At 65.4% G+C, this 15929-nt stretch carries 15 protein-coding genes; 7 read left to right on the plus strand and 8 right to left on the minus strand.

Annotated features, from left to right (window positions below):
• From I603_RS13435 to I603_RS13445, 3 genes are all read right to left on the minus strand, one after another.
• Window positions 1-546, minus strand: a 546-nt coding sequence (locus I603_RS13435) for a hypothetical protein (RefSeq protein ID WP_198157260.1), incomplete at its 3' end; no start/stop codon positions are given.
• Window positions 547-573: 27 nt separating this feature from the next.
• Window positions 574-1395, minus strand: a complete 822-nt coding sequence (locus I603_RS13440) for a fimbrial biogenesis chaperone (RefSeq protein WP_068865759.1) — start codon at window positions 1393-1395, stop codon at window positions 574-576.
• 107 nt (window positions 1396-1502) lie between these two features.
• Entirely contained in the window at window positions 1503-1994 is a 492-nt protein-coding gene (locus I603_RS13445; RefSeq protein ID WP_158093644.1) for a DUF4402 domain-containing protein, read from the minus strand.
• A gap of 307 nt (window positions 1995-2301) precedes the next feature.
• On the opposite strand from I603_RS13445, the gene I603_RS13450 reads away from it, so the two are divergent.
• The 3 genes from I603_RS13450 (at window position 2302) to I603_RS13460 (ending at window position 6820) form a co-directional block, all read left to right on the plus strand.
• Window positions 2302-4773: a hybrid sensor histidine kinase/response regulator gene (locus tag I603_RS13450; RefSeq protein ID WP_084440127.1), complete on the plus strand. Its 2472-nt coding sequence runs from the start codon at window positions 2302-2304 to the stop codon at window positions 4771-4773.
• A complete protein-coding gene (locus I603_RS13455) occupies window positions 4761-5372 on the plus strand; it encodes a response regulator transcription factor (protein ID WP_068865762.1) in 612 nt (203 codons plus the stop codon). The genes I603_RS13450 and I603_RS13455 overlap by 13 nt, the downstream gene beginning before the upstream one ends.
• Before the next feature lie 641 nt (window positions 5373-6013).
• Window positions 6014-6820, plus strand: a complete 807-nt coding sequence (locus I603_RS13460; RefSeq protein WP_198157261.1) for a mechanosensitive ion channel family protein — start codon at window positions 6014-6016, stop codon at window positions 6818-6820.
• 166 nt (window positions 6821-6986) lie between these two features.
• On the opposite strand, the gene I603_RS14920 is transcribed toward I603_RS13460, so the two are convergent.
• The 3 genes from I603_RS14920 to I603_RS13475 form a co-directional block, all read right to left on the minus strand.
• On the minus strand, window positions 6987-7364 hold the full coding sequence (locus tag I603_RS14920; protein WP_324613960.1) for a Smr/MutS family protein: 378 nt from the start codon (window positions 7362-7364) through the stop codon (window positions 6987-6989).
• 203 nt (window positions 7365-7567) lie between these two features.
• Entirely contained in the window at window positions 7568-8764 is a 1197-nt protein-coding gene (gene mltA / locus I603_RS13470) for a murein transglycosylase A (RefSeq protein ID WP_068865764.1), read from the minus strand.
• 37 nt (window positions 8765-8801) lie between these two features.
• Entirely contained in the window at window positions 8802-9455 is a 654-nt protein-coding gene (locus I603_RS13475; protein ID WP_407643889.1) for a Tim44/TimA family putative adaptor protein, read from the minus strand.
• 255 nt (window positions 9456-9710) lie between these two features.
• Here I603_RS13475 and secB point away from each other — a divergent pair, with 255 nt between their 5' ends.
• The 4 genes from secB to I603_RS13495 all read left to right on the plus strand — a co-directional run bounded on the left by secB (window position 9711) and on the right by I603_RS13495 (window position 13679).
• Window positions 9711-10250, plus strand: a complete 540-nt coding sequence (gene secB / locus I603_RS13480) for a protein-export chaperone SecB (RefSeq protein WP_068865765.1) — start codon at window positions 9711-9713, stop codon at window positions 10248-10250.
• A gap of 25 nt (window positions 10251-10275) precedes the next feature.
• Complete coding sequence (gene murJ, locus I603_RS13485) at window positions 10276-11841, plus strand: murein biosynthesis integral membrane protein MurJ (protein ID WP_068865766.1); 1566 nt, start codon at window positions 10276-10278, stop codon at window positions 11839-11841.
• 21 nt (window positions 11842-11862) lie between these two features.
• Window positions 11863-12879: a tryptophan--tRNA ligase gene (gene trpS / locus I603_RS13490; protein ID WP_068865767.1), complete on the plus strand. Its 1017-nt coding sequence runs from the start codon at window positions 11863-11865 to the stop codon at window positions 12877-12879.
• A 185-nt stretch (window positions 12880-13064) separates the two neighbouring features.
• Window positions 13065-13679: a DUF4136 domain-containing protein gene (locus I603_RS13495; protein ID WP_086621943.1), complete on the plus strand. Its 615-nt coding sequence runs from the start codon at window positions 13065-13067 to the stop codon at window positions 13677-13679.
• Window positions 13680-13791: 112 nt separating this feature from the next.
• Here the strand turns inward: I603_RS13495 and dut are convergent, their stop codons facing one another.
• Window positions 13792-14244, minus strand: a complete 453-nt coding sequence (gene dut, locus I603_RS13500; protein ID WP_068865769.1) for a dUTP diphosphatase — start codon at window positions 14242-14244, stop codon at window positions 13792-13794.
• Window positions 14241-15902 carry a bifunctional phosphopantothenoylcysteine decarboxylase/phosphopantothenate synthase gene (locus I603_RS13505; RefSeq protein WP_086621942.1) on the minus strand — a complete coding sequence of 554 codons (1662 nt, stop codon included), beginning with the start codon at window positions 15900-15902 and terminating at the stop codon, window positions 14241-14243. Before I603_RS13505 ends, dut begins: the two co-directional genes overlap by 4 nt.
• Window positions 15903-15929: the final 27 nt, after the last annotated feature.

Consider the following 15929-nt stretch of genomic DNA (forward strand, 5'->3'; position numbering starts at 1 on the left):
GGGCCGCAGCCGCGCCTGGCGCTCCTCGCGCGCGAGCCGCATCAGCACCGGCAGGGCGGCGCGCGGTTCGAGCAGCAGGCGCTGGCTGACGGCATCATGGCTGAGCGACAGCGGCAGGTGGTCGGGCAAGTCGGCCAGCGGGACGCAATCGCCCGAGGGGCTGGGCAGCAGCGCGGCGGCGGGGATCGTCACCGCGCGGCGCGGCTCGGGCAGGGTCACGGCGATATCCGCGCCCTCCTGCGGCCGGGTGAAGGCGAGCTCGAGCGCCTCGAGCAGCGGGACAATCGCCACGCAGGTGCCAGCGCCGGGGCCGAGATCCTGCAGCGGTAGCGTGTCCGCAATCAGCCTGCCTTCCGCAAATAGGGCCGGAAGGGCGAGCCCGTCAGCGGCCTGACCGGCCCGCTCGGCCGCAGGATCGCTGCCGAACAGCCGGTCGAACAGGCCACTATCTTGCGCCCGAACCGGGGCAGGGACTGCGCCTGCCAGTCCGGCTGCGCAGACCAGTGCGGACAGCCAGCGCAGCGGCCGGAAGGGGCGGCGGGACATGGGCGATTACCGAGCCAGGTCATGAGCTCAGAGCGCCGTGGTGAGGCTGGCGAGCAGCTTGCCCGCGCTGGCCGGATCGCCCGCGTCGGTCGAGACATAATCGATCCGCACCTGCTGCCCGGCGAGCCGAGCGCGCACTTCGGGCGGCAGCGGCACGATGACGTCGCGGGCGGTGTTCGGGGTGTAGATCGCTACCCCGCGCACCAGCCATGCAGGGTCCTTCTCGCCCGCGATCGTGAGGCTGACATCGCCATAGGTCGAACGGCTGCCCGCACGGGTCAGGCGGACCACCAGCTGATCGGGCGCTTCCTCGGCGAGCGCGGCGGTATCCATGGTGACGCTGGCATCGAGCGCGCCGACCCGCAGGATGACGGGAATGGTGATCGAGCGGATCGCCACCAGTTCGATCGACAGGGAATTGTCGCCGGCGGCCTCGCCCGCGAGCTGCGTCGTGCCCGCGCTGACGGGGGCCGACATCAGCCGGAGGTGCGAGCGATACTCGCCCGGTGCAAGATCGCCGGGGGCCGATGCCATGATCCGCACCACCTGGCGCGCGCCGGGTTCCAGCACCAGCTGGCGCGGCGAATAACGCAGCTTGTCATCGGCGAACTGCTCGCCGGGAAGCGCCTCGGGCGCGTCCTCGAGGCTGCCGTCCTCGCGCATCCGGCGGTTCTCGATGGCGATGCGGAAAGCGGCGGTCTCGGCGCCCTTGTTGACGAGCACCAGTTCGGAAGAGCGCGCCTGCGGGGTCAGCACCACGCGGGTGGGGGCGACGAGCAGCTCGGCAGCGGCAGGCACAGGGGCAGCGAGCGCCGCGAGCAGCGCGGCGACAAGGGGAAAGCGGGACATGGGAGAAGACCTCTTGGCAGGGGTATGGTCTTGGCACCTTGGCGGGGGGTTGGGGGCCGCCCGTGCGATCACCGCCGGACGACCCCCTTCCCCTGCCAGGGACTGGCTTACTGGTATTCGACAGCGACGGTGAAGCTGCCGGTGTACTTGCCGGCTTCCTGACGCACGCCGACGTAGAGCGTGCCGCCAACCGTGAAGCTGTCTTCGCCGCTCAGCAGCTGGCCGCCGGTCTTCGAGCCGTTGAATTCAGTCACCTGCATCTCGGTGCCCTTCTCGTTCACGATATTGATCTCCTTGGGCAGCGAGATGGTGTAGAAGGCGTCGGCTTCACCGGTCACCGCGAAAGCAGCAGCGGTGTGGTCGGCGGTCAGGCAGGTCAGCGCCGGGCCGCACTTGCGGCTGCCGTCGGCCAGCACCACGACCTGATCGGCGACGGTGGTCGAGGGGGCGATGGTGCCGAAGTAGAGATCGGTCACGTTGCTGATTTCCAGCGGGGCGATGATCTTCGCGCCGGCGCCGGCATCGGCCGACTGGGCGTTCGCCGAGGTCGCGGCGGCGAGCGAGGCGAGAACGGTGGCAACTGCAAACATCTTGTTCATTTCATTGGTCCTTCTGGTCATGGTCATGTCCATCGGCAGGTGTGCCGTGGCTGACCCCCAGATGCCGCCCGGACCGCTGCCTGTCATTGGCGCGAGGGGATATTGCGCGGCGCGGAAGGCTGGGACCGGTCACCCGATGGTCAGGTGGTCCCTAACCGGGGCATAGGGAAATCACCGGAGGCAGGGGGCAATATATACGAAAGGATAGGATTTCATCGCCATAAGGCCGGATTGCGCGGCCCACGCGCGCGTGGAACAGGACGAGGCCATCACTCCCCGAGGCAGATTGACAGGACAGCTTCACCCGATGCGCCAACACGACCCATCCGTTCCGCCGGTTTTGCCGGACGAGCCGTTCCGGCTTGCCGCGCTGCGCGATTTGGGCGTGCTCGATACCCCGGCCGACCGCGAACTCGACGTCATCACCCGCCTTGCGGCCGACCGTTTCGACACCGCCATCGCGCTGGTGAGCCTTGTCGATGCCGACCGCCAGTGGTTCAAATCGCGCCACGGGCTGGATACGAGCGAGACCTGCCGCCGCCATTCCTTCTGCGGCCATACGATTGCCGGCCGGGAGGTGATGGTGGTCGAGGACACGCACCGCGATCCCCGCTTTGCCGCCAATCCGCTGGTCTCGGGCGCGCCGCATATCCGCTTCTACGCAGGCGCGCCGCTGGTGCTGGCTGACGGCCATGCGGTCGGCACGCTGTGCATCATCGATTCCGCCCCGCGCGAGCGCTTCACCCCGCGCGAGCGGGATATCCTGGTGCTGATGGCGAGCCAGGTCGTGGCGCTGCTCGAAAGCCGCCGCATCCGTCAGGAGCAGCGCATCTCGCAGCTGATCGCGCAGACCACCACCGACGCCTTCGTATGCTCGGATCCGGACAGCCGCATCATCCTGTGGAACCGCGCGGCCGAGGCGATGTTCGGCTGGAGCGCCGAGGAAGCCATCGGCCAGCCGCTCGACATGATCATCCCCGATCGCCACCGCGCCGGCCACCATGCGGGCGTGGCCCGGCTGCGCGCGCGCGGACCGATCAAGCTTGTCGGCCAAACGGTCGAGGTGCCTGCGACCTGCAAGGCGGGTCACGAAATACCGGTCGAGCTGTCGCTTGCGATGTGGCCGGGTGAAGGTGCCGAGGCGGGCGGGCCGGCGGGCTTTGCCGCGATCATCCGCGACATCTCGGCACGCAAGGAGGCCGAGGCCGAGCGCGTCGCCACCGAAGCGCGCCTCGCCCGGCAGGTCGCCGCGATCGAGGCGTCGGACGATGGCATCGCAATCACCGACCCCGATGGCGTGTTCATGTTCATGAACCGCGGCCACGCGCTGATGTTCGGCTACGAAGATCCGGCAGAGCTGACCGGCAAGCCGTGGCACGTGCTCTACGATCCGCTCGAGGTGAGCCGCATCAACGAGGAAGCCATGCCGATCCTGCTGCGCACCGGCCAGTGGCGCGGCGAGACGCAGGGGCGCAGGCGCGACGGCAGCCCGATCGAACAGGAAGTCGTACTCTCGCTGTCGCCCGAGGGCGGGATAGTGTGCGTCACCCGCGACGTGAGTGACCGGCGCGCGATGGAGCGCGAGAAGGCCAGGCTGCGCGAACAGCTGATGCTGGCCCAGCGGCAGGAAGTCGTCGGCCAACTGGCCAGCGGCATCGCGCATGACTTCAACAATCTCATCGCCGCGATTTCCGGCACCGCCGAATTGCTGCGCAACATCAATGACGAGCGGGTTCGCCACCATGCGCTTCGCATCCAGTCCGCCGCCTCGACCGCGGCGGGATTGACCGAGAAGCTACTGACTCTTGGTCGACGGACGCCGCATCCGAAGCTCGCCGATCTGCGCCGCACGCTGCGGGACGTGCGCGATCTGGTGGTCCCGAGCCTCACCGATCCGCTCCACCGCATCGAACTCGAACTGCCGCCCGCGCCGCTGATGGCGCAAACCGACGATACCGAGCTCAATCAGGTGGTGCTCAACCTCGCGCTCAATGCCCGCGACGCGCTGCGGCCGGGCGAAGTCGGGCGAATCAAGCTCGAGGTGATCGCCAATCGCGATTACCAGCCCGAGGGCACAGTGGTGGTCGGCACGGTGCCGCAGGTGCCTGCCGCCGTGATCCGCGTCAGCGACACCGGCTGCGGCATTGCCGCCGAGGATCTCGGCCGGGTGTTCGAACCATTCTTCACCCACAAGGGCGAGGCCGGGACCGGACTTGGCCTTGCCGTGGTGGCGGGGATCATCGCTGCCAACAACGGCGCGCTGGCGATCCAGAGCTGGTCCGATTGCGGCACCATCTTCGAAGTCTGGTGGCCGCTCGAAGCGGGCGACGGGAACGAACGCGGAATCCCCAGCAGCCTGCTGGCCGCGGGCAATGTGCTGGCGGGCAAGACCGTGCTGGTGGTCGACGACAATCCGACCGTGGCCGACACGCTGGAGGCGATGCTCGAGGAAGTCGGCGCCGAAGTCGGCCCCTGCATCGATCCGCAGGATGCGATCGCGGTGCTGCAGGACGATCCTGGCTCTTGGGATCTGGTGATCACCGATTATGACATGCCGGGCATGAACGGCGCGCAGCTGGCGCGGGCGCTGCGCCGGACGCGGGACGATCTGCCGATCCTGCTGTTGACCGCCTTGCCGCGCGTGCATCAGCTGCACCAGAAACAGGTCGGGCTGTTCGACGGGGTGCTCGGCAAGCCCACCACCACCGCCCAGCTCGCCGCCGCCGCCGCCGCCGCGATCGACGCCGCGCGCGCAAGGAGTTCCTCATGCATATCCTGATTGCCGACGATCACGAATTGCTGCGCGATGTGCTGCGCTCCTATCTTGAGGCCGAGGGGGGCTTCATGGTGGAAACCGTGGCCGATCTCCCGCAGACGCTCGATCGCATAGCTGCGGCCGCCGCGCCGTTCGATCTGGTCGTGCTCGATTACGGGATGCCGGGAATGGACGGCTATCGCGGGCTAGAACAGACTATCGCGCAGAATGCAGGCCGCCCGGTGGCGCTGATGTCGGGGCTCGCGCCGCCGGGCGTGGCCGAGAAGGTGCTCTCGGTGGGCGCCGCGGGCTATCTGCCCAAGACCCTTCCGGCGCGCTCGCTAGTCAATGCCATCCGCTTCATGGCGGCGGGTGAGGTCTACATGCCGCTCGATCTGCACCGCCCCTCGGGCGCGGTCGAGACGCCGCCCTCGGGCCTGTCCCCGCGCGAGCTTGAAGTGCTGGCAGGGCTATGCGCAGGCCATGCCAACAAGGAAATCGCGCGCCAACTCAACCTGCGCGAGCCTACCATTAAGCTCCACGTCAAGACCATATGCCGCAAGCTCGACGCCAAGAACCGCACCCACGCAGCGATGATCGCGCGCGAACGGGGACTTTGCTAGGGCTGTCCTGATCCACAAGACTGACCAAATTCGCTTGGGGATCGCAAGGTGATTGGTATGAATTGCCTGATTAGAATGAACGCTTGCCGGCGCGGTTCCATCAGCGTCTAAACGAAAACGCACTTCCTCGTTAGACTGCGAAAAGCGAAATCCGGAGTTGACTTCTTCGGGGTCTCTTCCAGTTTGGGCTTTCAGGAAGCGGACACGAGATAGCCACCCTCGTTGCCGCTGGGCATGGTTGTGTCCGCTTCTGGTGAAACCAGCCTTAAGGCAAGCTGCCTTTTAATGGCAGCAAAGTCCCAGATCCAGTCGTTGATCCCCTTTGCACAATTGCCCGCTTTCAAGTGATCATGAGGTGGTTCGCAGAGACCGAAATGAGAGCGCAAAGCTGCCATGAGTGAGAGACCTTTCACGTTCCGACTGTGAGCACCGCCACCTCACTTGAGAAGTCGGCCCGGTTTTCATGCCGGGATGCACCAACCCTCGCGCAGCGTCATGGACGGCGCCATATGCCGGCGCGCAGGGCGGGCTGGTGGACGATAGCGGCCATGCAAAACTGTTCCCTTTCACAAGAGCTTCGGGCATTCTTCGGATGGTGACGACTCGATTTTGGTTCGGTCGCTGGTGCGGGGGATGGTGAGATGCAAATGGACTGGGCGACGATTTCGGCGGCGATGACGTCGGCTGCGCTGCAGATTGCGGCGGGCTTTGCGCTCTACATGATCGGGCGCTGGCTGATCAGCTTTGCGATCGGCGTGCTGGGACGGGTGCTGACCGCGCGCAATTTCGACCCCACGTTGCAACGCTACATCGCCTCGATCCTCTCGGTCGTGCTCAACATCGTGCTGGTGGTGGCGATCCTGGGCTATTTCGGGATCGAGACGACCAGCTTTGCCGCGCTGCTCGCCGGTGTCGGTCTCGCCGTGGGCGCGGCCTGGTCGGGCCTGCTCAGCAACTTTGCCGCCGGTGCCTTCCTCATCATCTTCCGCCCCTACAAGGTCGGCGATTACATCGTCGGCGGCGGGGTCGAGGGGACGGTGACCGAGGTCGGGCTGTTCAACACCGTCATCACCAGCCCCGACAATGTCCAGACCATCGTCGGCAATGCCAAGATCTCGGGCGATGTGGTGAAGAACTTCTCGTCCCATGAATATCGCCGCGTCGACCGCACCGCGCAGCTCGCCTTCGGGGTCGATCCGCTCGATGCGATTGCCCGGCTCAAGCCCGCGCTGGCGGCGATCCCCAATGTCGTCGCCGAGCCTGCGCCCGATGTCGAGATCCTCGATTTCAACGAGCGCGGCACCGTGCTCGCAGTGCGTCCCTATTGCCACACCGACCACTACTGGCAGGTCTATTTCGACACCAACAAACTCATCGCCCGGACCTTCGGCGAAGCAGGCTACGCACCGCCCTACGTGGTCGAACAGCAAAAGACGGCGCAAGACTAAGGGGCTGCTCCTGCTTGGGACGGCAGGTCGTCGCGATGCGATAACTCCGAAGCCGATCTCAGCGAGCTTGTGAGACGTCGTTGGCGCAATTGCGCGCCCGCAGATCGAAACCGCCCTGCGCGTGAGCGGCACGGAAAAGCGAGCCCATGCCCGGCGTGCAGGGCTTTCAGCTGCGGCGCTTGAGAATGAGGTATAGCGCCCCATCACCACCATGGCGGACGTGCGCGCGGCGAACCGCTGCAATCGTGCTCGCATGACGGCTGGCGGCCAGCCAGTCCAGCAGCTTGGCACGGATTGCGCCGCGCGTGCTGCTTCGGTCTGCCGGATCGACAGGCCTCTCGCGCCCGGCGATGATCAGCACGACGCGGGCATCCATCGCCCGGGCCTGATCGAGCCCTGCCATGATCCTATCATAGGCTGCGTCAAGCGTATGCCCATGGAGATCCAGCGTCAGATCCGGAACAATCCGCCCCCCCTTCATCCGCCGCTCCCAGTGCGAATCCAGCCCGCCGGGAATGGCAGGAGGTGGCGGCGGCGGGGACACGGAACGACGCGATCCCTTGACCGGTTTGGCGGATTGGGCTGGCTCGATGGATACACCCGCGCTTGGCCCGACCGCAGGCCTGGGATGCGCTGCCTGCGCCTTGAGAGGTGCATCTGGGCGCTTTTTCCCCGGCAGCGGTTTCACGCTCGCGGCAAGATGTGCCCATGCGACCTGCTCACCGACTGTCAGCCCGCGCGGTGGTCTCATGGCGTACGCGTTCCGAGCCGCGCGGCTGCAGCGCTTGGCAGCAGTACATAGGCCTGTCCGCGCCCGCTCATCCCCCCGGCGATCACTCTCGCGTCTTCGCCTGCGCCCCAGAACGTATCAAAGCGATTGGCTCCCTTGATCGCCCCGCCAGTATCCTGCGCGATCCAAAGTCCGGAAGCCTCTTGCCGGTCGAGATCGAGCCAAACCGGCGCTCCTAGCGGCACGTAGGCTGGATCCGCAGCAACCGAAACCCTGCCGCGCACCGGGACCCCGAGGGCACCCAACGGGCCATCCCCGTCCAGTTCCCTAAAGAACACCCAGCTCTTGTTGAGCCGCATGAGCGCGCGACCTTCAGACGGGTTCTCGCGGATATAGGCCATAATCCCCTGCATCGATCCCGGATACTTGCCGGGGCCATCCCCCAGCAAGCCACGCTCGCGCATTACCCCGCCGATGCCGACATATTCGCATCCGTTCTGTCCGGCATAGCCGATGCGGATCACTTCGCCCTCGGGCGTCCGCAGGCGACCAGAGCCCTGGATCTGAAGGAAGAAAAATTCGACCGGGTCTGCTGCCCATGCGATCACCTCGGCCTTGCCTGCCAAGGCACCGTCTTCGATAGCAGCGCGATCGTGATAGAGGACGAAGCGTCCCTGTTGATCATAGCGACCCAGTGGCGGACGACCATTGCGTTCCGCTTGGGGCACATCATCAGGCCAGGCGCGCACAAGATCGGAAGGCACGGCGTAAACGGGGACCGTGAAGCCCGGTCGAGCGGTGCGGCTGCCAGAGATCTCGGGCTCGAAATATCCGGTCGCAAAGGCTCGTCCATCACCGATCCGTACCGGCTGGAACTGGCTGGCGAAAAAGATGCGCGAACGTTCCCTGGGCCACCCGCGCGCCTCATCGCATACCTTGCGCCAGTCATCAGGCACGGTCAGCCCGCTGGCATCGTCGCGCGTGACCAGGGCAGGACAGGACTCGATGAAGCTGGCCAGAGCCGGTCGGGCATCCGCTTCACTGACAGAAAGCGCCGCAAAGGTGGGACCCAGCACAACGCCCGCCAGCACCGCATTGGCGGAGAGCGGTGTCGCCGGCGCGGCAACAACCGGGGTCGATGCGGTGGCCTGAGGAATAATCCGCCCGCAACCTGCGAGCGCGAGGCCAAGCGCCAGGCCAAGCAACAGCCTCATCGGGGTTCCTCGGAAAAGGGGCACGGCGCCCCGAACCTCAACCCTCGTCGGTTTCGTCGAGCAGCCAGTTCGGGTCGCGGGCAGCAGTGTTGCGCGAGAAGGTCCAGACATCGCGGCTCTCAATCGCGTCGTCCAGCGAACCAGCGACTACATTCCCGTCCTTGTCCCGGGTCACAGCAGCAATATCGGCTACGAACAGGACTGCAATGCGGGCCATGCGGCCATCCACCGATGCCGAGTGAATCCGGGTTTCCTCGATCCGGATCAGCGTGTTTTCGAGTGTCTCGCCGGCGGCCTCACGCGCATCAAGCGCCGCGATGAAGCCTTCATATACGTCGTCGTCGCACAATTCGCGCAGGGTGGCACGGTCACCACTCCAGAAGGCTTCAAGCACCATCCGGTATGCGCCGCGCGCGCCTTCGAGAAACTGGGCAAGATTGAAGCGGCTGTCAGCTGCGGCAATCTCGCGGATGCCGCGTTCGACAGCCGGCATCACGCCGGCAAGCTCGGGCGGCCGGGCCGCCACTACAGGAGTAGCCGGAGCAGGGTGCACGACGCCAGCCGGCTTGTCGTCCGATTCAAAACGCTGCGGAACCGATTCCTCCTCATGCTCGGCACGGCGCCCGAGCACCGCATAGAGGCGCAGGCCGAGAAAAGCGGCGACCATGGCGAGGAGAACGATTTCAAGCACTAGACATATCCGATCTGCGAGGGGGCCGACCAACCGGCTGGGCCGGACGGGCACCCGAATAGCATTACTGTGCCTTAGATAGGCACTGATTACAATTCGCCAACGACCGATAGGTTGCCGCGGGTGCCGAAACTTTGGCCTTCAGGGACTGTTGCGAGGGGGCTCTGCGCCTGCTAGTCGCGCGGCGTGGCTGCGGACCGATGCCGACAATGCATACCGCGCAATTCCTGTTTCAAAGATTGAAAGACCAGACCAATGGCCGATGAAGAAGGCATCCTCACCAATCTCGACAATGCCGGCGGCGCGAAGCCCAATGGTGCGGATACGCAACCCGCGGTCGGCCTGATTACCCAGTACGTGAAGGATCTTTCGGTCGAAAACCCCAACGCACCCGATGTCTACCAGTGGAACGAGGCACCGCAGATCGATGTCCAGTTCAACATCGGTGCGGAAAATGTGGGCAGCGACGTCCACGAAGTAACGTTGAAGATGACCCTCACCGCATCTTCGCAGCGCGGAAAGGTCTACATCGTCGACCTCGCCTTCTGCGGGCTTGTCGGCATGCGCAATGTGGCGGAGGATCAAGCGCACGCTTTCCTTTATGCCGAAGCGCCGCGTTTGCTTTTCCCGTTCGCGCGCCGCGTAGTGGCAGATGCGGTTCGCGATGCCGGTTTCCCGCCGCTGATGCTCGATCCGATCGACTTCAACGGCCTCTACGTCCAGCGTCTGCAGGCGCGCCGTGCCGAGGAAGCCGCGGGCGGCGATCCAGTCGCGCCGGTGACTGGCAACTCCTGACCCTCACCGCTCGCGGGCGCGCGCCATGAGCCTGCTCAAAAACGTCGGGACCATCGGTTCGCTGACCCTGGTCAGCCGGGTCTTCGGGTTTGCCCGTGATATAATGCTTGCCCGGGTGCTTGGCGCGGGCGGGGTAGCCGATGCATGGCAACTGGCCTTCCAGCTGCCCAACCTGTTCCGGCGGCTGTTCGCGGAAGGGGCCTTTGCTTCGGCTTTCGTGCCGCTGTTCAACCGTCACATGACCGAAGGGGAGAACCAGGCAAAGCAGTTCGCCGGCGAAGTGCTGGCGGTGCTGCTGCCTATCCTTGTGCTGTTCGGCGCATTGATGATGCTGTCGATGCCCTGGGTTCTTTGGGCCTTTGCCAATGCCGACCTGCGCGGCAATGCAGCGACCTATGATCTCGCCGTCACCATGGGCCGGATTGCCTTTCCCTATCTCATGTTCATGAGCCTCGCGACGCTCGTCGCCGCGATCCTGAACTCGTTGTCGCGCTTCGCTGCGGCCGCTGCGGCGCCGATCCTGCTCAATATCTGCCTGCTTACAGCACTGGTCTGGGGTGCGATGCAGCCCGGTGGAGAGGCAACGCGGGCCGCGACCGGGATCGGGCTCGCCATCGCGGTCTCGGTCAGCGGAGCGCTTCAGCTGGCATGGCTCTACTGGTTCATGCGCCGCGCCGGTTTCCGGATCCCGCGCCTGACGCCGCAAATCACGGCACGGGTGAAGGAAATGGGTGCGCTGATCGTTCCGGCCGTGTTCGGCGCCGGGGTCTACCAGATCAGTCGGTTCATCGATCTCGCCTTCATCCGCGGCCTGCCCGACGGCAGCCTGACCTACATGGCCATGGCCGACCGCTGGAACCAGCTGCCGCTCGGTATCATCGGCATTGCGCTCGGCACCGCGATCCTGCCTGCCCTTTCGCGCTACATCAGCCGGGCCGAGGACGAAGAGGCGGTGCGCCTGCAGGCCAATGCAATCGAGCTTGCGATGCTGTTGACCCTGCCTTGCGCGGTCGCGCTGTTCATCACGGGCGGAGCCTTCGTGAAAGTATTCATGCAGGGCCAGGCCTTCACTCCCGAGGATGCACGGGTGACGGGTATGGTCGTCTCGGCGCTTGTCGTGGGCCTGCCGGCCTACGTGCTGGTAAAGGTGCTGACGCCGAATTTCTTCGCACGGGCCGATACCAAGACACCGGTCTACACGGCAGCGGCCTCGTTGGCGGTAACGGTGGTGATGAACTTCCTGCTGGTGCCTCGCTTTGGCGTGGTCGGCCTGGCGCTGGCAGGAGCGATCGGGGCGTGGATCAATATCGTATTGCTGGGCACCATACTTGCTCGGCGCGGCTTCTTCCGTTTGCCCGCACGCGTGGTCGGCCGGCTGGTCAGGATCGCAGTGGCTTCGGCCGCCATGGGCGGAGCACTGCTGGCACTCATGCAGGCCATCGCACCCTTGTTGGAGGGAAGTCTGGCCGAAAGGCTGATGGCAATTGCGGCGATCGGCGGGGTTGGTCTTGTGACCTACGGCGCAGGTGCGGTCATCCTCGGAATACTCGACAAAGCGACGGTGCAACGCCTAATGCGCCGCCAGACGTAAATTCGAAGGACAGTCACCATCATGCGGGTCGTTTCCGGCATCCAGCCCACCGGCAATCTTCATCTCGGCAATTATCTGGGCGCGATCCGCAACTGGGTGCGGATGCAGGACGAGATGGCCGATGGCAGCGAGTGCCTGTTCTTTCTTGCCGATCTGCACGCCATCTCGCAGCCGCATGATCCAGCAACCTTGCGCGCTGCCACGCTGGAAATGGCAGCGGCGCTGGTCGCCTGCGGGATTGATCCGGACCGTTCGGTGCTGTTCAACCAGGCGCAGGTTCCCGCCCATGCCGAGCTGCAATGGCTGCTGAACGGCACGGCGCGGATGGGCTGGCTCAATCGCATGACCCAGTGGAAGGACAAGGCCGGCAAGAACCGCGAGGGCCAGTCGGTTGCGCTGTTCACCTATCCGGTGCTGCAGGCCGCCGACGTTCTGCTCTACCAGGCGACCCACGTGCCTGTGGGCGAGGACCAGAAGCAGCACCTGGAGCTCGCGCGCGACATCGCACAGAAGTTCAACAACGATTTTTGCCCGGAAGAGGCGCCCGTATTCACCCTGCCCGAGCCGATCATCCCGGGCGAAGCAGCGCGGATCATGTCCCTACGCGACGGTAGCGCCAAGATGTCGAAATCCGATCCCAGCGAGATGAGCCGGATCAACCTCGTCGATGATGCCGACACGATCATGCAGAAGGTCAGGAAGGCCAAGACCGATCCTGAACCGCTGCCCTCGGAGACCGACGGATTGGAAGGTCGCCCGGAGGCAGCGAATCTCGTCGGCATTTTCGGGGCGCTGGCGGGCAAGGAACCGGCATCGGTCCTGGCCGAGTTCGGCGGGCAGGGCTTCGGTGCATTCAAGCCCGCGCTGGGCGAGCTGCTGGTGGAAACGCTCGCGCCGATCAGTGAAAGATTCCGCGCGCTCAAGGGCGATTCAGAGACGCTCGACGCCATCCTCGCGCGCGGCGCGGCCAAGGCACGCGAGCGCGGCACGCCGACGCTAGATGCTGCCTACCGCGCACTCGGACTGGTGCGACACTGATCCGTCAGGGCTGCGACGAGTCGAGCCTGAGGTGCGGCGAATATTCAATTGCCGTTCATGCCTGCCTGATATTGTGTTTGCCACAAGCACCAGTGCCAAGGTCGCACTGGTTACAGAACAAGGGTTATGTCATGTTGACATTTATGACGTCGAATAAGTTGCTCCGCCGCATCGGGCTGCCTGTCATGCTCGCAGCCAGCCTTGCAGCCTGCAGCACGCTGTTCAAGGCCGACGTGTCGCGCTTCACCGTGCCGCTTCCGGCGCCGCAGGGTCAGTCCTTTGCCGTGGTGCCGGAAGATCCCAAGCTTGCCGGCGGGCTGGAATTCGCCACCTATGCCAATGTGGTAGCGGCGGAGATGGAGCAGCTCGGCTATACTCGTGCCGCCTCGCCCGAAACGGCGGACATGCTGGTACGGTTCGACTATCGTGTCGATAATGGGCGCGAACGGGTGCGCACCGATCCGGGCGTCGGCTTTGCCGGTGGCCCATGGGGACCCTGGGGTCCGTGGGGCGGTGGCTTCGGCGCGTGGGGCTTTGGTTTCAATGATCCATGGCTCGGTGGCCCGAACGTGCGCAGCTACACGATCTTTACCAGCGGGATCGAGTTGAAGATTGATCGCGCTGCCGATGGACAGCGCCTGTTTGAAGGCAGGGCTGAAGCCGTCTCGCGCTCAAACCGCCTGCCGCGGCTGGTGCCCAATCTGGTGGACGCGATGTTCACGGACTTCCCGGGCAATTCGGGAGAGACCGTGCGCATTACGATCCGTGATGACGAAAAGACCGTGCGCCAGCAGGATTGATGGTGTAGACGGAAAAACAACGAGACCCTTGGACGGGAACAAGAAGGCGGCGCAGGGGATCGCGCCGCCTTTTTTGTTGGGATGCGGCGACAGCCAGCACCCCGTTACCTTGTCAGAGTTTCGCGTGCCCCCCGGTCGAGCCGAAGCCGCCGTCGCCTCGCTCGGTCGCGTCCAGTTCCGCTACCTCGTCCCATGCCGCCTGCACCACGGGTGCAAGCACCAGCTGGGCCACGCGGTCCCCCCGCGCGATGGCAAAAGGTTCGGCGCCGTGATTGACGAGGATGACCTTTAGCTCGCCGCGATAGTCGCTGTCGATCGTGCCGGGCGTGTTGGGCACGGTGATGCCGTGCTTGAGCGCGAGCCCGGAGCGCGGACGGACCTGGACTTCGTAGCCCTGCGGAATCGCCAGCGCGAGGCCCGTCGCCACCGCATGACGCGCGCCGGGCGCGAGAGTCACGTCTTCGGCGCTCACCACGTCCATCCCCGCCGCGCCGCTTGTCGCATAGGCGGGTAACGGCAAGCCTGCACCGTGGGGCAGGCGCTTGACCTGAACCGGGATGCTCACTCGGCAGCCTCCGCCTTGAGGGTGGCAGCGATGCGCTCCACCAATGCCATCGCAACAGCGCTTTTCGGCATTTCGTCAAGCGTCTCGACCCCGTCCGCGCTCACGATGTGGACCCGGTTCTTGTCGCCGCCCATGACATCGCCGCTGACGTCATTGGCGACGATCCAGTCGGCACTCTTGCGCTTGCGCTTGGTCTTGGCATTTTCGAGCACGTTGTCGGTCTCGGCGGCGAAACCTACCACCAGTTCGGGGCGTTTGGCCCCGGCGGCAACATTCGCGAGGATATCGGGGTTCTCGGTCAGCATCAGTGCCGGAGGAGCGGAGCTGCGCTTCTTGATCTTCTCCCCGCGATATTCCTTGGGCCGCCAGTCCGCGACCGCCGCGACCATCACCGCCACGTCTGCAGGAAGCGCCGTCTTGACCGCCTTGGCCATATCCTCGGCACTTTCGACATCGACGCGCTTAACGCCGGCAGGAGTCTTGAGCGAAACGGGGCCGGCCACAAGCGTCACCTTTGCTCCCAGCGCCGCAGCAGCCGCAGCGATGGCGAAACCCTGCTTTCCGCTTGACCGATTGGCGATATAGCGCACCGGATCGATCGCCTCCCAGGTTGGTCCAGCCGTCACAAGCACGTGCCGGCCCGCAAGCGGCCGGTGATCGGCAGGCAGATCGAAGTCGGCACCCTCGGTAACCTCGCCAAGCACGGCTTCGATCTCGTCCGGTATCGCCGGGGCGATGGTCTCGGGCGCGCTCTTGCGGGTATCGACCTTGTGATTGATGGCATCGGCATCGACCGGCGGCGCGGCACTGGCCTTGCCCTTGGATGCCAATAGCGGTCCACCGAGATCGGGGGCGAAGTCGGGCACGGGCTCTTCCGGCGGCGGCAGGTCTTCGTCGTCGGGCTCGGGCAGGTCCTGATACTCCGCCTCGATCTCCTCGTGCGTGCGCTTGGCGGTCGAGCGGGGGATGATGCGCGCAAGCAGCCCGCCCAGTCCACCACCGCCGGCGGGCGTCGCTGCGCCCTCCTCTTCATCCTCCGGCTCGAGCGCCTCAACTTCGATTGCCTGCCGGTCCCTCGGCGAAAGCAGCGCAGGCTCGGGCTCGGCCACGGCGATGCCGAAATGGTCGGCGATCACGCGCCAGATCGCATCGGGCTCGGGCAGGCGACCATAGCCGAACTCGCCGCAGGCCATCGGGCCTTCGTCGGGATGGAGAACGGTCACGCCCGCCGAGGCGAGCAATTCGACATTGCGCTGGGTTGTCTCGTGTTCCCACATGCGCACATTCATGGCGGGAACGGCAATCACCGGCTTGTCGGTCGCGAGGATGAGGGTGGTAGCAAGATCGTCGGCAATGCCTGCCGCCATCTTGGCAAGCAGATCGGCGGTTGCCGGGCAGACCACCACCAGATCAGCCTCGCGGCTGAGCTGGATGTGGCCCATTTCCGCCTCGTTCTTGAGGTCGAAGAGGTTGGTATAGACCTGGTTCTCGGACAGGGCCGCAAGCGCCATCGGGGTGACGAACTGCTGCCCGCCCTTGGTGACCACACAGGTTACCTCGCCGCCGCCCTTGCGGATCAGCCGCACGAGCTCGCACGCCTTGTAGGCGGCGATGCCGCCACCCACGACCAGAAGGATGCGCGGGCCTGTACCCGTCATCGCCGCATTCCGCTTGTCACGCCGATC

It is taken from the genome of Erythrobacter dokdonensis DSW-74, assembly GCF_001677335.1.
Taxonomy (GTDB): domain Bacteria; phylum Pseudomonadota; class Alphaproteobacteria; order Sphingomonadales; family Sphingomonadaceae; genus Erythrobacter; species Erythrobacter dokdonensis.